11 protein-coding genes and 1 pseudogene are annotated in these 15,753 nt (G+C 60.4%); 8 read left to right on the top strand and 4 right to left on the bottom strand.

Going from position 1 to position 15,753, the window contains the following annotated elements; translation table 11 throughout:
- The 4 genes from GUI70_RS17140 to GUI70_RS17125 all read left to right on the top strand — a co-directional run bounded on the left by GUI70_RS17140 (position 1) and on the right by GUI70_RS17125 (position 5,378).
- The gene (locus tag GUI70_RS17140) at positions 1-2,520 is read left to right on the top strand and encodes a carboxypeptidase regulatory-like domain-containing protein (protein ID WP_237725002.1); all 2,520 of its coding nucleotides are present in this window, start codon (positions 1-3) and stop codon (positions 2,518-2,520) included.
- A complete protein-coding gene (locus GUI70_RS17135) occupies positions 2,520-3,002 on the top strand; it encodes a hypothetical protein (RefSeq protein WP_237725001.1) in 483 nt (160 codons plus the stop codon). The genes GUI70_RS17140 and GUI70_RS17135 overlap by 1 nt, the downstream gene beginning before the upstream one ends.
- A 695-nt stretch (positions 3,003-3,697) precedes the next feature.
- Positions 3,698-4,555, top strand: a complete 858-nt coding sequence (locus GUI70_RS17130) for a hypothetical protein (protein ID WP_161883536.1) — start codon at positions 3,698-3,700, stop codon at positions 4,553-4,555.
- A 181-nt stretch (positions 4,556-4,736) separates the two neighbouring features.
- The gene (locus GUI70_RS17125; RefSeq protein WP_161883535.1) at positions 4,737-5,378 is read left to right on the top strand and encodes a recombinase family protein; all 642 of its coding nucleotides are present in this window, start codon (positions 4,737-4,739) and stop codon (positions 5,376-5,378) included.
- A 262-nt stretch (positions 5,379-5,640) separates the two neighbouring features.
- On the opposite strand, the gene GUI70_RS17120 is transcribed toward GUI70_RS17125, so the two are convergent.
- Positions 5,641-6,837 carry a hypothetical protein gene (locus GUI70_RS17120; protein WP_161883534.1) on the bottom strand — a complete coding sequence of 399 codons (1,197 nt, stop codon included), beginning with the start codon at positions 6,835-6,837 and terminating at the stop codon, positions 5,641-5,643.
- A 524-nt stretch (positions 6,838-7,361) separates the two neighbouring features.
- On the opposite strand from GUI70_RS17120, the gene GUI70_RS17115 reads away from it, so the two are divergent.
- Entirely contained in the window at positions 7,362-8,741 is a 1,380-nt protein-coding gene (locus GUI70_RS17115; RefSeq protein WP_161883533.1) for an IS701 family transposase, read from the top strand.
- A gap of 164 nt (positions 8,742-8,905) precedes the next feature.
- Here GUI70_RS17115 and GUI70_RS17110 read toward each other — a convergent pair whose 3' ends face one another.
- The gene (locus GUI70_RS17110) at positions 8,906-9,166 is read right to left on the bottom strand and encodes a WGxxGxxG family protein (RefSeq protein ID WP_161883532.1); all 261 of its coding nucleotides are present in this window, start codon (positions 9,164-9,166) and stop codon (positions 8,906-8,908) included.
- A 205-nt stretch (positions 9,167-9,371) separates the two neighbouring features.
- Here GUI70_RS17110 and GUI70_RS17105 point away from each other — a divergent pair, with 205 nt between their 5' ends.
- Together GUI70_RS17105 and GUI70_RS17100 are read left to right on the top strand one after the other, a co-directional pair.
- Positions 9,372-9,524, top strand: a complete 153-nt coding sequence (locus tag GUI70_RS17105) for a hypothetical protein (protein WP_161883531.1) — start codon at positions 9,372-9,374, stop codon at positions 9,522-9,524.
- A gap of 320 nt (positions 9,525-9,844) precedes the next feature.
- Positions 9,845-11,043 (top strand): annotated as a pseudogene (locus tag GUI70_RS17100) (IS3 family transposase).
- 485 nt (positions 11,044-11,528) lie between these two features.
- On the opposite strand, the gene GUI70_RS17095 reads toward GUI70_RS17100, so the two are convergent.
- Positions 11,529-12,587 (bottom strand): GAF domain-containing protein, encoded by a 1,059-nt coding sequence (locus GUI70_RS17095; RefSeq protein ID WP_161883530.1) that lies wholly within the window; start codon positions 12,585-12,587, stop codon positions 11,529-11,531.
- 1,200 nt (positions 12,588-13,787) lie between these two features.
- On the opposite strand from GUI70_RS17095, the gene GUI70_RS26065 reads away from it, so the two are divergent.
- The gene (locus GUI70_RS26065; RefSeq protein WP_438503498.1) at positions 13,788-15,056 is read left to right on the top strand and encodes a GGDEF domain-containing protein; all 1,269 of its coding nucleotides are present in this window, start codon (positions 13,788-13,790) and stop codon (positions 15,054-15,056) included.
- Between the two features lie 165 nt (positions 15,057-15,221).
- On the opposite strand, the gene GUI70_RS17085 is transcribed toward GUI70_RS26065, so the two are convergent.
- Positions 15,222-15,753 (bottom strand): GGDEF domain-containing protein (locus tag GUI70_RS17085; RefSeq protein WP_161883528.1); only part of this gene is annotated, 532 nt, incomplete at its 5' end.

Below are 15,753 nucleotides of genomic sequence, written 5' to 3'. Positions count from 1 at the left end.
GTGCGTCTCCGGCGGGCGACGTTCATCCTGGCGCTCACGCTGGGGCTGCTGCCTTATGCCCACGCGCAAGTCCAGATGAGCGCCACCGCCACGGGCGTCACCGAACGTCAAACCGCCAGCCTCGCAGTGCGGCTGGTCAACACCGACGCTGCTCCACGCGACGTTCAGCTCCAGCTGATCCTGCCCGCAGGCTGGCAGACGCTGATTGCGCCGCGCACCCTCACGCTCGCTCCCGGTGAGGACACCGTAGAAGTGATCGTGGTGCGCGTGCCCCGCACGGCACAGGCGGGCGTCCACACCGTGGGCGTGACAGTAGACGACGTGAAGGCACAAGCCGAGGTCCGGGTGCCTCAGCGTGACGCTGTGGATGTGCGGGCACTGGCCTCCAGCGTCACCGGTGGACAGGTAGAGGCCAGTTTTCAGGTGCGCAACGACGGAAATGCCCCCACCCATGTGGACCTCAGTGCGGCGGGTCAGGGCAAACCGCGCGTGACCCCCGCCGCGCTGGACCTCGCTCCCGGCGAGATCAGGAATGTGCAGGTGACTGGACCGGTGCCGCCGGGACTGGCGAAGTACAGCGTGACCGTCCGTGCCCGCACGCCGAAAGCAGCGGCCCAGGCCAGCATTTCCGCTGATGTCCTGACAGCCGCGCCGAACGCGAGAAGCGCCTGGCAGACCCTCGCAGCCGAAGTGCAGGTCGAAGCCGGACCGGGCGGACCCCAGATCCGGTTTTCCGCCGACGGTGCTGTTGCCGCTGGCGTGAATGTCCATCTACGCGCCACACCGCAGTCTCTCGAAGCCGAAGTGCGGACCCAGAGCGCACGCCTTGCCCTGGGCAACGCCACACCGGGATTCTCCAGTTTCACGGTGCGTCCGTCTGCCCTGGCCCTGCAAGGCGAACTGGGCACCGGCACCGTGGGCTCCAATACGGTGCGTGCGTACGTTGGCCTGCGCCGTGATGTTCAGGGCGAGCCGGTCACGGGCCTGGAACTGGGTCGGCGGTACGGTTGGGGCGACGCACGCGTCGGCGTCGATGTGGTCGGTGGCCGCGTCACCGCCACCCTGGCGGCGCGTGCGGTGATGCCCACCCTGACGGCACGCGGCGAACTCGGCCTTCGCGGCGACGGCGTTGCCGTGGCAGTCGATGCCGACGCCGTCCTGAAAAACAACGCTCTGGGGCTGAGCGGTGCGGGCGCAAGTGCCACCTACCGTTCTCCAGGCTTCGGCGGCACTGCGCCGGGCCGCGCGTCAATGGAAATGCACGCCCGTGGGCAAATCAAGACGTTTGGTGTCGGTGCGAGCCTGTCGGGCGGGGTTGAACTTGCCTCCGGCAACGTCATTCCCGCCAGAACTCTCGAATTTGCCGTCAGGGTCCAGAACACTCAGTTGAGTCTGGACGGCGGCCTGAAGTGGTCGGAAAAGTTGACCCTCCAGGAAGCCAATCTGACTGCCGATGTGGGCCTGGGTTACCGGTTAAAGGGCGGGCAGTGGCAGCAGAACGTCACCAATCAGCAGTCGTTCAAGGCGGGTGTTCAGGTGACCAACAGCCTGAAATACGGCGTGAGCCTCGAATACACCTTTGGCAAAAATGTCAATACCGTCACGGTGCATTCGAAGACTGATGTGACCCTTGACCTGCTGAGTGGGAAGACCCGCGTGGGAACCAGCCTGGAAGGCCGATGGGTCGGCGGGTCCGGCACGCGCGTTGATGTCGGCATCAGCCAGCCAGATTTTTCACAGCGTGGCCTCAGCCTGAGTGCAGCGGTCGAGCATCCGCTGGCGAACGGGACCATCCTGCTCGCCTCCATGTCGCAGTACGTCGGTGTGACGTCCAGCACCAGTTTCCGCGTGGCCGCGCGGATCCCCTTGAACATTCCCCTTTACCCGCGTCCCGACATTGGCGGTGTCGAAGGGCGCGTTCTTGATGGGAGGGGCCAGGGCATCGCTGGAGTGACCGTTCAGGTGATGTCTTTCCTGGCCGTGACCGACGCGCAGGGCACCTACCACTTTCCTGCGCTTCCACAGGGCGACCACGTCCTTCAGGTGCGTGCACCCAAGGGTCAGTGGTGCACCCCGCCGCAGGCGGTCTCTGTGCGTGGCCGGCAGGTCGCCCGGCAGAACCTCACCTGCACTCCGTCAGCCTCCATCACCGCCCAACTCGTGGTGCATACCGTGGGTGAAACTGCGGAGGCCCCTTTGGAACTGCCTGGCGTTGTGGTGACTCTCAACGGACCGCTTGGACGATTCGTTGCCACGTCGGACGCTTCGGGCCGTTTGAGTTTCGAGGACCTGCCTACAAGCATGTATCAGCTGGAGATCACGCCAGCTACGCCAGGCCAGTTCAGGAACCTGACCATTGAAACGCCGGGCACTGTGAGTGTCGCGTCCGGGCCCGCCGAGCTCTCCTTCCGGTTCGGGCGCAAGCCCCGCGTGATCCAGATGCAGGACGAGGCGCCAGTCATGGTGCCGCTCACTCCCCTCCCCAGCGTCCCAGTCAAAGATCCTGCAGGAGCACCGTGATGATCCTCCACCAGATTCCATCTTGGTCCCTGATCAGTTGGCTCAAGTGTCCTCTGCTGGCTGGCCTGTTGGCGTTGACGCTGGCCAGCACGAATCAGGCAGCCGCGGACGCCATCTCCATTGCGGGTGACGTCGGGGCGACGTTTAGTGCGCTTGGCGAAGCCCGCATCAGCAGCACGCCTACCCTGTCCTACACGACCGTCGGTCCGGTCGCCACGGTGGGCACCACGAAGCGTGCAGTGACGGTGCGCCTCCTCGAAGCCCTTCCGTCCGGCGTGAAGATCGTCGTCCGATTTTCACCTGACCCGGGCAACGGCATTTCGACTGGGTCTCTGACACTTTCGACGGTGCCGCAAGTGTTGGTCGATCTGATCGATGCAGACACCGGGCAGACCGCCAAGCCTGTGTCCTACAGCGTCTACGCCAGCAAGGGCTTTTCCAGCATCAATCTGGGTATTGAATACGTCCTGATCGACAAGTGATGTCTGGGCGTAGCCCTTCGCTGGAATTTGGCCATTGACGAGCCTGATCGCCTGACAGATTTTATGAGAGTGGACGAAAAACAAGCTGCCTGCCAACCTTCAGGGTGATTTGAGGAGGGGCATGAGAGCACCTTCACTGACCTGGGGACTCAGGATCTAACCCCCTGAAGCGTCAGATGCGAGAAGAAAGCATGACTATCCTCTGGCACATGGTCTGGCTATACCACCACCGACACGGCCAGCGGAGCCATGACAGCCGGTCGCTTTACCTGCGCGGCGGCAGGCCTGTACATCATCAGCGGCAGCGCGCCGACGTGTACCCTCAGCTCCTTCGTCGCCGGGAGCGAAACCAACCTCGTCGGCCCCGCAGCGGGCTTGAGCTGGACCCCTCGGGTAGACCTATCGCTTCCGCATCGACTTCGCCGCCGGGCGCGTTCAATGGCGGACTGACGGCGCGCTCAAGGTGGACTTTATCGACAGCGTCCGCGCCTCGTCCGGTGTGCCCGGCGGTTTCATGTGCCAGGACACCGGTCTCTTCGACAACCTGCTGCTCGGCCCAGCCACCGCCGCCTGAACCGGCACGTGGTCCGCTCGGGGCTGTGTTACCTCTCCGATTGAGTTGGATCTTGCCCCTCATGTGCGACCATCTGCAGCGCTGCCCGTGACTTTCTCACCCTCCAGTTCCATCCTGGGGAATGATTGAAAACCGCATTGGAACTTCTCGTGACAGCGCGCTGCTGACTCAGACCTCGCAGGGACTGACCGTCACGTTCGATGCCGCTCGAGGCGACGTCCCCATGTTCGGTTTCTCGTTTTCCCTGTCCTGGGCAGAAGCCAGGGTCTTTGCCGATTTGATCCTGCTCGTGAGCATTGATGGGATGTTCTTCTCCACCGCCGAATTGTCCTTCTACTTTTACCGAACATACGGCACGTGTTACTTTCTCCCGCTCTGGTCCGGTCAACCGCCCAAAGACAGGTGGCCTAAAGATCACCTGCCTGGAGGCCGTGAGCTGCCTGTTCTCCCGCTGGTGAACGCTTGCCATTCTGTACGGGTTCCCGGTGAGTACACGCTTCCTTTGGATGACATTCCCGCACCACTGCAGGCGCTCGTTATTCCATGGTCCAAGGATGTGTACGGCCGTCACGAGATGCCGAACTTCAAGAGCCCGGCGATCGTCGGATTCCAAGGCTACCCGGACGTGGCGCTGAGCGTGTCCTGCGCCAGAATCCTGGGTGGACTCATTCGGTCCGTTCGGACGTTGAGCGTCGAGCTCAATAGCTTCCACGGGAGCGTCACAGTTTTTTCCCAGCCTGACGGAAGCTTGATGCTGGCCCTGCAGGCGAGCACCTGGCAGAACAGGAACGCTGAGAAGTTCAATCTCGTGCTGCGGCCTGAGCAGCGGGCCGCCGCCGCAGCGAGGTTGGCCGCCGCGGTCAAAGAAGCCTTTGTCCTCAATGAGCCGCTCTATGCCGCCGCGCAGCAACGAGAGGAATGGATGTTTGAGGGCTCGAAGCAACTTGTTGAGGACAGTATGCCGGAGGCCATGAATTGATCTGAAGCGCAGTGGGATAACCCCTGGAGGAGACCGCCAGAGGGCCACGTCAAGGTCGGCGACGTATCTTTGCTGGTGGTACAGCAATTTCGGGAGCCGTTGACTCCTGTAACATTCAGGGGTGAGCACCCCCGCCGTTGCTTATGACAGAGTTTCAACCGTCAAACAAGGGTAGAGTGGGTTGGGGCTCGAAGCTCAGCAAGCCGCTGTGCTCAGTGACGCGCGGGGCAAGGATCTGGCGCTGGCCCTCGAGTTCACCGAGATTGAAACGGGGACCCGGAAAAGACGCAGACCTCAGCCTGAGACCGCGTTGGAACAGACCCGGCGCATCGGTGGGGTGTTGCTGATCGCTCAGCTCGACCGGCTCGCCCGCAATGTCGCCGTGGTGGCCACTCTGATGGAGTCTGGGGTGCGGTTTGTTGCCGTCGATATGCCGGAAGCCGACAACTTCACCATTCATGTCATGGCCGCCGTCGCCGAGCGGGAAGCTCAGCTGATCTCGGCCCGGACCAAGGCAGCGCTGGGAGCAAGGAAGGCGCGGGGCCTCAAGCTCGGCAAGCCTGAGAACCTGACGCTCGAACATCGTTTAGCAGGGCCAGCAAGCTCGAAGGCGCGGGCTGTTCACGACAGGCGCACTGTCGCCGCTTATGCGGGTTCATTGAGACGCCAGGGACTGAGATTGAGGGCGGTTGCTGGCCAGCGCGAAGCGCACGGATTCAAGACCCGGCAGGGTGGATTCTGGAATGCCGTTCAGGTCAAACGTGTGCTGGACAGACAAAAGCTTAGCAGCTTAGACTCGGTGCATAAATTTGACATTGGGTGAGTAGCCGGCTATATTGAAGAAATCAAGGCGGCCTTCGGGTCGCCTTCTTCTTTGCCTCCGAAGTGATGATTTTGTGCTTTGGCTTTTGTCGTCAATCACCGTCCAACACCCTTAGAGGGATCTGCGTCAGTGTGGAGAGACCGTCCGGCTGCCGGACAAACCCACTCAGGACACGGTAGGCCACTTTCAGATCGACGTGGGCCCTGCTGCCTGTCGCTGCTGTGCTTCGCGCACCGCCAGAAGCAAGAATTCCAACCGCTCTTCAGGGCCGCAGCGCTCCTGGCGTCAGTGCTTCACTGAGCAGTTGCCCGAACGTCACCGCGCCGCGCTCAATGGCTTCTCGCACCAGCCTGCGGCCCACGCTGTAGGTGAAGATGTACCCCCGGAACGTCGGCTGCGAGATGAACTCCAGACTCTTTTGTGCCCGCTCCAGGGTAGCGGCGTTGTAATGCCGGAAGAAATCCAGCACTTCCCGCTGGCTGGCCCCGTCCTGGTAGAGCATCATCGCGGCGTGCCCCGACAGTCCTCTGAACTGTTCCTTGATGTGAGCCAGGCGCAGTGCTTCTCGCACGGCATCGGGATCAATCCCCGCCACTTTCGACAGGTCGCCGGTGAGCCAATCGCTCACCTCGTATGGCGTCATCACGGCGTCCAGTGCGTTCATGGCGATACCCTCAGTGATCACGCCCTCCGGCGCGTTGATCAGCTGAATGTTGTGCTCGAACCAGCCCAACTCCCACACCAGCCGGGCTTCCTTTATGGCGTGCTCGGCATGGTGGCCGGGATAGACCTCGTGGGCCAGCAAATCCGGCAATCCGGTGAGGATCACCGGTAAATCGGTGTTGATGGCCACAGAGCTTCGCAGGTTTCCCAGCGGCCGGCTGTAACCGCCCCAGGGCTTGTTCGTCGCCAGCTCGAAGCTGAAGTTTTCACCATCCGGCAGGTCGTACTGGTCGGCCGTGCGCCGCCGCAACTCGGTCAGGATCGCTTCTGACACACGCATGAGTTCGCTCAGTGGCACCGTGACCCTGGACCGCACCGCCGCTTCACGCTCCTCCAGGCTGCCCCGGCCCGGCAGGGCGGTATCCAGCTCTCGCAGCGCCGCGTCCAGCTCGGCGAGGTCGGCCCGCTCCGGGTCGATGTCGTACAGGCCGCGGACTTCCTCAGCGTAGGGCAGCGCCTCACCGTTCAGCATCCGTGCCAGCGTGTGCATCGCCCTGACCTGCCGGTCCAGGAAGGTGCGGCGTGTGGGGTCGGTTTCGCTCTGAACGTCATGGTGCAGCGCCTGCGCCTCGCTCAGGAGTTCAGAGGTCGGGCGCAGTGTGAGGTCTGCCAACTCGGCGGGGCCGCCGTAGCCGTCGATGAAATCGGGCTGATGGGCTTCCAAAGCGTGTGCCAGGCGGATGTAGCGGCGCCCCAGATCGTCGGGGCGGGGTCTGGTGGAGTTGGGCTTGGTCATGTCTGGCAAGATAGCCCAAAGCAGGTCTTTGACTTCGAAAAAGAAGTGGCAGAAAACTGCGAAATGAACTTTGTGCTGATGCTGAAACCTGTATTTCACCTCTGTCCAGGTGAGGTATACCTTAGCTGGACGTCAAGTTGGCAACGCAAAAACGCGATAAACACGGCAAAAAACAGTCCCGTTTTTGCGTTTACCTCAAGGTCTAGGACCCTAATCTGACAGTAGGGCTGATGTTGTTACACCTCTTATTGATCTCTGCATAAGTCTGCAACGGCGTGACGAGAAAGGGGCTGTCCCAGAGCAAGATTTTACTTCTATACCCACGCGTGAAAGCCGAAAAGCGTTGCTAACTTTGGTCGAGATCAATAGTGGTACTCCGTTGACTTCTGGGAAAACGCGTCCTGCACGTATTTACAGCTCCTTTTCGCGATCCTTGCCCTCACTGTGCCAGACGGTGTTTCGTTGCAGAGTCAACGGAGTACCATGGTACTCCGTTGACTCATGGAATGGGGGCACGCTAGGGAATGGACACCCAACCGCTCATTCCTGACCCACTGGAGCAGTATTGCCAGCTGTTCGACCTAGCATTCACGCGTCCCACGCAGCGAGCCACGTTTCGAACGTATCTCCAAGGTCTTCTTTTAGGAGTGGAGCGTCACAAAACGGCGACTGGGCTGGCGAATACCGAACCGGGCAAACCGGGCAGCCGACATAAAGACGCACAGCGTGTTCAGTGGTTCTTGTCTGAAAGCACTTGGGATCCGGAGGACTTGAATGACATGCGGCTGGCCGTGCTGCGAACGCTGACAAGCACTGCCCCGTCACACGGGGCGGTGCTTGTGATTGACGAGACAGGCGACCGGAAGTACGGCACACACACCGCGCATGTGGGTCGACAGTACTTGGGAAGTTTAGGCAAGGTCGACTCGGGCATCGTCACCGTCCATGTGCTGTACGACACACCCAAAGCATATGTTCCTCTCAAATTCGTGCCATACACACCGGCCCACCATTTTGAACGCAAGACCAATGATCCCGCGTTCAAAACGAAGCCCCAACTTGCCATTGACCTGATTGATGCTGTCCGGTCCGATTGGCCGTATCGGGCAGTGGTCGCGGATAGCTTGTACGGGCGCAACGAGGTCTTCCAGACCCACCTGATCCGTCAACACATTCCCTTCGTCTTGGCGCTGCCAGCGTCGCATACCTGGTGGCATACCGAAGACCAGCCGGGGAGTGTGGAGGAACTGGCGCTGCGTGCAGCGCCAGCGGCGTGGCAGCCTCTCTTGCGCACGTATGCCGATGGACATCAAGAGATTAAATGGGTCGCCGAACTTCAGGGCGGTCCCTTCGGGCCGCTGCAGACCTTTCGGCTGATTGTCGTCACGCCGGATCCGGTGGAATTGCCGGAAGAGCGCACGGAATACCTGATTTCTAATCTCCGTACGGATGACCAGGACACCATGGTGTGGCATGCCAGGACGCCGCCAGCGACGCTGTTGGAAATCGCCTTGCTGTACGCCCGGCGGCCTCGAATTGAACAGGCCTACCGCGAGGTCAAGCAGCATTTAGGCTGGACACACTGTCAGGCACGCTCAGACTTAGCCCTCCGACGCCACTGGAACCTCGTCTGCGTCGCGTTCTGTTTCTTGTATTGGGCGGCGGCACAGCCGACAGATGACGCTCCCACGACAGAGGCGCACGACGATGAACCGTCCTCAGCGGCGGCTGAACAGCCGCCGCCTTGGAGTGCCACTCTGCGTCGCGTCCGTTGTTATTTGGAACCCTTCGTCTGGATGTGGCGAGCGTGGCGGGCCTTCACGACGGCTGAGCCACCCAAGACGTTGCTCGCGTTGCTCAGGTCTGTAGCACAGGGGCAGCCCCTCTCGCTCTATGTCACCTAAATGCCGTCTACAAGGGCATCCTTCTTAAGAGTCAACGGAGTACCAATAGTCGCTCCGACGAGGGATGTCATAGATAATCACCTGGGCAGTCTGACGGTCATTGGTTTGTCGAATAAGGAAAACCCAGCACAACGGCTGGGGTAAGTGAGCGGAGGGGTTGAGAATTAACGACGCTGAGGGTCGACGTGAACAACGGGAGGCTGCTTCCGGTTTAGGCCAGCCAAGCCAGCCAGACCGAGGAGGCCGAGCCAGCCATAGTCGAAACCCTTGTCATTATTGTTGGTGTTGTCTGTCGTGTTGGTGGTCGTGGTGTCTGTTGCAGCCGGTGTCGTGGTGTCTGTGCTCGTCGTGTCCTGAGCATAAGCAGAGAGGGGCGCAAGAGCGAAAGCCAGCACCACCAGCGTCGTTTTCGTCAAGTTCTTCATGTCTCCAGCATGACTGGAGGCGAAAGGCACGACATATCAGCTTCGTGAATTTAGTTTTACAAACGGAAGCCGCCCTATCCTCATTTCATGAGGTAGGCCTCCCCTTCACTTCAGTGATTGAACTGTGAGTGTCCCTGCGTATGTTCAGGGAGTAGGTTCCCACAACCCGTTCGACCGCCTCACATTCGAAGAGAGGAGATTGCAGATGGATGACGATCTGAACGGACTCGACCTGGACGGCGCGCTGGAGGACCAGTCCGGCAACGAGGAGGACCTGGGCATGAGCTCACGCTTTGGGACTGAAGAAGAGACGGACTTCGGGAACATGAATGGCAGTGCGGGCGGCGCGGCTGGCTGACCTGAGCAGTTCCGGGCCGGTCTTCTGGGAGTACTGAAAGATAAGAGCGTGGGGGCGTCAAGTCAGGACGGCCCCCACGCTCGTCTCAGAGGAGAAAGCGCTGCCCAGGAGCAAGCCTTTGCCGGTGCCCACTGGGTGGCTCGGCTGGATTATCGGACGGCTGAAGGGCTGAGGCGATTTGACAGTCACCGCCGCAAATCTGCCTGTTACATCTCTTGGTTGCTCCGATGAGCGATCTAACACTCAAGCTGAGGACGATTTTTGGAGTTCAGTCGATTTTGCGCAGGTGAAGTTAAGCCTCGATTATAGGAGGCACGACCATGACCCGCCGCAGAACCTTCACGACCGACTTTAAGCGAGAAGCCGTCCACCTCACCCAGCGACCAGAAATGACGGTGAGCAAAGCCGCCCGAGACTTGGGCATCGGAATCTCTACCTTGCAGCGCTGGCTCCGGGAAGCTCACCAGCAAGGCGACGCCGCCTTTCCTGGACTCGGGCGTCAGAACCTGACGCCTGAACAAGAAGAGATCCGCAGACTCCGCAAAGAGAATGAAATCCTGCGTGAGGAACGGGAAATCCTGAAAAAAGCCACGGCCTGTCTTGGGCAGAACAGCACCCGTATGGGGCTTGCCCGCTTCTTCGCCAAGCAAAGTCGCTGAGATTCGTGTTCATCAACCGACACCTCAGCGAGTTTCGTCTGGAGAGAATGTGTCGCGTGCTGGATGTCACGGTGAGTGGCTTTCACACCTGGCGAAGAAGGCCGCCTTCCCTGCGCTCTGTCCAGGACGCTGCGCTGAGTTCACGAATACAAGCGGTGTATCAGGAACACCACGGCCGGTACGGTGCTCCACGGATTCATGCCACCCTTCAGCGAGAGGGCACCGCGTGTAGCGAGAAACGTGTTTCTCGCCTGATGCGCGCTCAGGGTCTGGTCGGCAGGACTCGCAGGCGCCTGACCAAGACAACCGTCTGTGACCCTCGGCAGCCGGTTGCGGAGAATCTGTTCGCACGCGAGTTCAGGCCAGAGAAGCCCAATGAGGTGTGGTCGTCGGACCTGACCTACATCTCTACGAAAGAAGGCTGGCTCTACCTCGCGGTGACGTTGGACCTGTATGCCCGCTGTGTCGTGGGCTGGGCGATGGAGGCCACCATGCCCGCCGAGCTGCCTCTCCAGGCACTTCAGATGGCTGTCAACAGGCGCAACCCAGCAGCGGGGTTGATGCATCACAGTGACCAGGGAAGTCAATCCACCAGCGGTCTGTTCCAGACCGCGCTGATTCAGCGGGGCATGATCTGCAGTATGAGCCGCAAGGGGGAATGCTGGGATAATGCTGTCTCAGAAAGCTTTTTTGAGACCTTGAAGCGGGAATTGGTCGATGACCAGGTCTACGAAACCCGTGAACAGGCCAGGCGGGCAATCTTCGAGTACATCGAGGTGTATTACAACCGAAAGAGGCTGCACTCGACTCTGGGGTACTTGACGCCACAGGAAACTGACCGGCAAGCTTTAGTGGCTTAACCACAAGTGTGCAGAATCGGGGGAACCCCAGTTCGTAGCCCAAACCATTTAGGGTAAGGGGAATTTGTTCGTTCAAACCGTCACCTTGAAGGCTCCATGTGCCTTGTGCCGAAGAGCCCGCAGGTCACTCTGATGACAGACTCCAGCACCTAGCCTGCTCAATTCATTTTTGGACGATACAAGCTCAACGCCTTATACTGAACCATGAACGCCCCGCATTCCGTGGGCGAAGTGGGCGCCCTCCCACCTCCAGGCCCTCCGCTGATCGGCCGTGAACTCGAACTCCGCCTTGCTCAGGACATTCTCAGCCGACCGCATGTCCGCCTCCTCACCCTCCGTGGGCCAGGAGGCGTAGGGAAAACGAGCCTGGCATTGGCCCTGGCCCATCTTCTGGCACCGACCTTTGAGCGGGGGGCCATCTGGGTCGACCTTGCTCCGGTGCGTGACGCAGACCAGACCAGGTTCTGCCAACAATCGCCCGAGCTTTAAGGAAAGATCTTCTTCTCGTGCTCTGCCCAGACGGGCGAGGTGCGGGAGCCGATCATCAACACGCTCTCCAGCACCTCGCCCACAAAGTACGGGTAGCCCGCCGCGGCCTGGAAGATTGCCGACTCATCGAAGAGCAGCGGCGTATTCTTCCAGGAGTCGATGAAGGTGGCGGTGTTCTGCTGAAGCACCTTGGCGATCCCAGAGAGTTGCAGAGTGAAGCCGCCCTGCAACAGCTTGAGGAGGGTGGGGTCTGCCGAAGGGTTCCAGATGGTGGCTTTGAACAACTCCCCTTCGCGTTCAACGTAGGCCACCTCCACATCACAGGTTTCCTCGAGCAGGGCAATGGCTTGGCGAACCAGGGCATCAACGTTGGTCTGGCTCCCAACAGCCTCAGTGAAGGCCACGAAGATCTCGAGTGCGGCCTGCTCCTCTTCCAGTTGTTGGGTGCGCTGTTGCAGTTGCAGCGTGCGTTCCTCGAGTTGCCGGATCCGCTCTTCGACACGGGCCTCCAACGTCCGGGTGGCTTGTGCCCGACCGAGGGCCACGGCACATTGGTTCGACAGAATGGTCAGGAAACGCTGTTCAGCGGGGGTAAATTCGTGTGGCTGGCTGAAGTCCAGCACGATGACACCGAGAGGCTGCTCATCCAGGAACATCGGTAGAACCGCGTTGGCGGCGGCCGTGACGCCCCCCGTGCGGCTCTCGATCTCTGGATAGGCCGCCTTGAGGGCGCCAGCGTGCTCGAAGTACAGGGCCTGACGCATCCGCAGGATGTCGGTGATCAACTGATTGTCGCTGAGTGAACCTTCCTGCCAGATGGTGCGGGTGATGTCTTCGTAGCCCTGGCTCCCAGCGATCTTCATTTGCTGATCGTTCTGATCCACCAACAGGACGATGCCAGCGACAGCACCGAGGGCCTCTACGGCGGGGGTCAGGACGATCTCGAGGACGCCCCGCTGCGTGCTGGTTGCGGCGAGCGCTTCGGTAATTTCTTGGATGTAATCAGTGAGCGTAGAGAGAGACTCTGAATCGGTGCCACCCGGCGGTGAAATCATTCTTCAAGGTACCGGCTAGGGCCTCTGCCTCCTGTTGTCCGACCCTTGAGATCGGGCTGTGGTCTGCTTAACCCGATAGGACTGAAAACAGGAAAACCGTTTTTGATAAAACCTGTCTTAGCAAAAGGGATTTTGTGACTCAGAAGGCGAGTCGTACCCCTGCGCCTTTGGGCTGGGCAACGCAAAGGAAGTGAATGCCCTTAGACAGCCTTGGGTAGGACGAACATCCTGGGGAGAGGCGGCACAGTGACCGACCATCTGGGCGCCGCTTTTGGGCTTCTCAGCCTCCATAAGCCCTCAGACGATCCGCAGTAAATTGCGACAACGCAGTACAGTGAGAAGAACATGTCTTCAAGCGCGCTGGCACGCTGGCCCCTTCTGCTGATCGCTTACCTGGTGGTGTATGCCCTATGGACGCTTGAGCACTGGGGCGGCGTCCAGGTCACGGCACAGATCGGGGGCGTGCCCCTGATCCTTCCGAGCCTGGTCACCACTTTGGTTGTGTTCTGGCGATCACAACAGGAGCAAGATGCCCGAACCAGTCGTGGCTGGTTGACCCTTGCGGTCGCCACCGGCATGTACACTGCCGGCTTGATGCTGTGGGGCTACCACACGGTGGTGTACCAGAGAATTCCGTTTCCGACGATCGCGGACGCGCTGTTCCTGCTGTTTCCATGGGCCATGTTCGCCGCCTTGGTGCAACTCACCGGCACGCGCCTGGACGGCCTCGCACGGGCCAAAGTGGTCACGAACACCCTGATTATGTTGTTTGCCGTAGGGCTGATTGAATGGGCCGTGCTGCTGCGTCACACTGTGCAGACAGCCGACAGCGTCCTGGCAGCCGTTGCGGCCGTCCTCTACCCTTTGGGCGACCTGGTCATGCTGGGCGGTGTCGTGTTCATTCTTCAGCATGAGTGGCAGCGCGAGCGGCGTTCCATGCTTGGGCTGATTCTCGCCGGCGTGCTGATCTTCACCCTGGGCAATATCATCTACACCGTTCAGGTGGCCCGAGGCACCTATACCGCTGGCTCTCCTCTGGACCTGACCTGGGCGGTCGGCCTGATTCTTTTCACGTTCGCTGCCCTCACGGCGAAGTCGTTTGCGTCGGTTCGCGCCAGTCCGCATACAACCCTTGAGGAAACGTCGTCGAACCTTATCCTGTTCCTGAAATTCGGAGCGTATGCCGCACTGGTCCCCCTGATGCTGGCACCGAATACAGGGGTGGTCGATGCGGCCGTGGCGATTCTGGCTCTGTTCGCTATGGGCTACTTCGTGCATAGCCGAGACAGAATCGGCCGGCTCGAGAACCAGGCGTTGGACGCAGACCTGCTGCGGGTGAACGCCGACCTGATCGAAGCCAACACACAGTTGAATGAGCGTGTTCAGGAGGCGGTGCATACGCTCGAAGTGCGCAATGCAGAACTCGGCACACAGTCTCAGATGCTGCAGCGGCGAAATCAGGAGATCCAGACTACGAGTGACGTGGCCGACCTGCTCCAAGCCTGCCTGACCCTCGATGAGGCGCGAACCATTCTCCTGCGAGCGGCGGCCAAACTCTTTCCGGGGACCCGGGGGTCGATCGCAACGATCAATTCATCACGCAACCTGATCGAGACTTTCGTGCACTGGAGTGATGGGCCGTCTTCAAATGCGGGTCAAGTGTTTGCGCCATCGGAATGCTGGGCGCTGCGCCGAGGACATCCTCATTCCCATGAGCAGGATGGAGACCGCGTCAGTATTCCGTGTGTGCCACTGGGCCGGGAAGTGCCAGCGGCGTACTTGTGCGTTCCATTGGTGGCTCAGGGCGAGACCGTTGGTGTCTTTCGCCTTCAGACGGAGAATCAGGATCCCCTGGCCCTACACGACCTGAACGGCGCCGTCCAGAGCATGGCCCGGCATGTGGCGCTCGCTCTGGCCAACCTGCGGCTTCGCGAATCGCTGCGGCTGCAATCCATTCGTGACCCGCTGACCGGACTGCACAACCGGCGTTACCTGGAAGAAACCCTGGAACGGGAAGTTCGCCGTGCCATCCGGGGGGAAGTGTCGATCAGCATTCTTGTTCTCGATATCGATCATTTCAAGAAATTCAATGATTCCTTCGGTCATGACGCGGGCGATGTGGTGTTGAAGGAACTTGCTGGGCTCATGCAGCGTGTCTTCAGGGAGGAAGATGTCGTTTGCCGGTATGGCGGGGAAGAGTTTCTGATTGCCTTACTCGGTGCCGATGAAGCGCAGGCCATGATGCGTGCAGAACACCTTCGGCAGGCCGTGGAAGGATTGGCGCTCTCGTTCCAGCATCAACCTCTGGGCACCGTCACGATCTCCGTGGGTGTAGCGACGTTGTCCGAGCAGCGCTCGAAACCTGAAGATCTTATTCAAGCCGCAGATCAGGCCCTATACCGCGCGAAGAAAGAAGGACGCAATCAGGTCATGGCCGCCGCCGCAGATTCCGTGAGTGAAGAAGCCTGAACAGCCAACTGTATTCGCTTTTCAGCGTTACGGTGAGGCTCATCCGAATTACCCAGCGCTGTGACCTTGATACGAAGGCCAGCGTTGGCTTTGAACTGCCAACCCACCTTATCAAAAGGGACTTTACGAGGTCAGCCCGAGTTTTCGCTCTGGCCCAGCTTGTTTCTAGAGCGCTGCCCGCTCAGCTTGCTCACGGTGGTGCTGGCGTTTGTCTTGGTACATCCGTTCATCACTCAACCGCATGAGTTCATCTAGGGTGCCGGCCTCGACCAGGTACGCCGCGATACCAGCGCTCACGTCCGCCCGGTCGAAGCCGCTGACGCGGACCTCAGCTATTGCCTCCCGGACTCGCAACAGCACGCCCTCAAACCCCTGGGGGCCGGTGTGCGGCAGAATCGCCATAAACTCATCACCCCCGACCCGGAACAAGCTGTCCTCACGCCGCAACGTCGCCCGCAGCGTATGTGCGAAGCTTTTCAGGTACCGGTCACCCACAGCGTGGCCGCCCTCATCATTCACTTTCTTCAGACCGTCGAGGTCGAGCGTCAGGACACTGACTGGAAAGAGGTGGCGCTTGCTGGCGTTGATCGCCACATCGAGCATTTCATCGAAGGCGCGGCGGTTGCCCAGGCCGGTGAGCGGGTCGGTGCGCGCTGCGGCCTCGAGCAGGGCGGCATGGTGCTGGCGTTCCATGGCC

Origin of the sequence: Deinococcus alpinitundrae (assembly GCF_009982895.1) — a bacterium.
GTDB classification, from domain to species: Bacteria; Deinococcota; Deinococci; order Deinococcales; family Deinococcaceae; genus Deinococcus; species Deinococcus alpinitundrae.
Note: the sequence above shows the minus strand (reverse complement) of the source record. Positions and strands in the feature narration are given on the sequence as shown.

Bases quoted from the DNA above. Each gene is read 5' to 3' on its own strand.
- GUI70_RS17095 (WP_161883530.1), bottom strand. From the start codon at position 12,587: ATGATTTCACCGCCGGGTGGCACCGATTCAGAGTCTCTCTCTACGCTC.
- GUI70_RS17135 (WP_237725001.1), top strand. From the start codon at position 2,520: ATGATCCTCCACCAGATTCCATCTTGGTCCCTGATCAGTTGGCTCAAG.
- GUI70_RS17105 (WP_161883531.1), top strand. From the start codon at position 9,372: ATGGATGACGATCTGAACGGACTCGACCTGGACGGCGCGCTGGAGGAC.
- GUI70_RS17110 (WP_161883532.1), bottom strand. From the start codon at position 9,166: ATGAAGAACTTGACGAAAACGACGCTGGTGGTGCTGGCTTTCGCTCTT.
- GUI70_RS26065 (WP_438503498.1), top strand. From the start codon at position 13,788: ATGCTGGCACCGAATACAGGGGTGGTCGATGCGGCCGTGGCGATTCTG.
- GUI70_RS17115 (WP_161883533.1), top strand. From the start codon at position 7,362: ATGGACACCCAACCGCTCATTCCTGACCCACTGGAGCAGTATTGCCAG.
- GUI70_RS17120 (WP_161883534.1), bottom strand. From the start codon at position 6,837: ATGACCAAGCCCAACTCCACCAGACCCCGCCCCGACGATCTGGGGCGC.
- GUI70_RS17130 (WP_161883536.1), top strand. From the start codon at position 3,698: ATGATTGAAAACCGCATTGGAACTTCTCGTGACAGCGCGCTGCTGACT.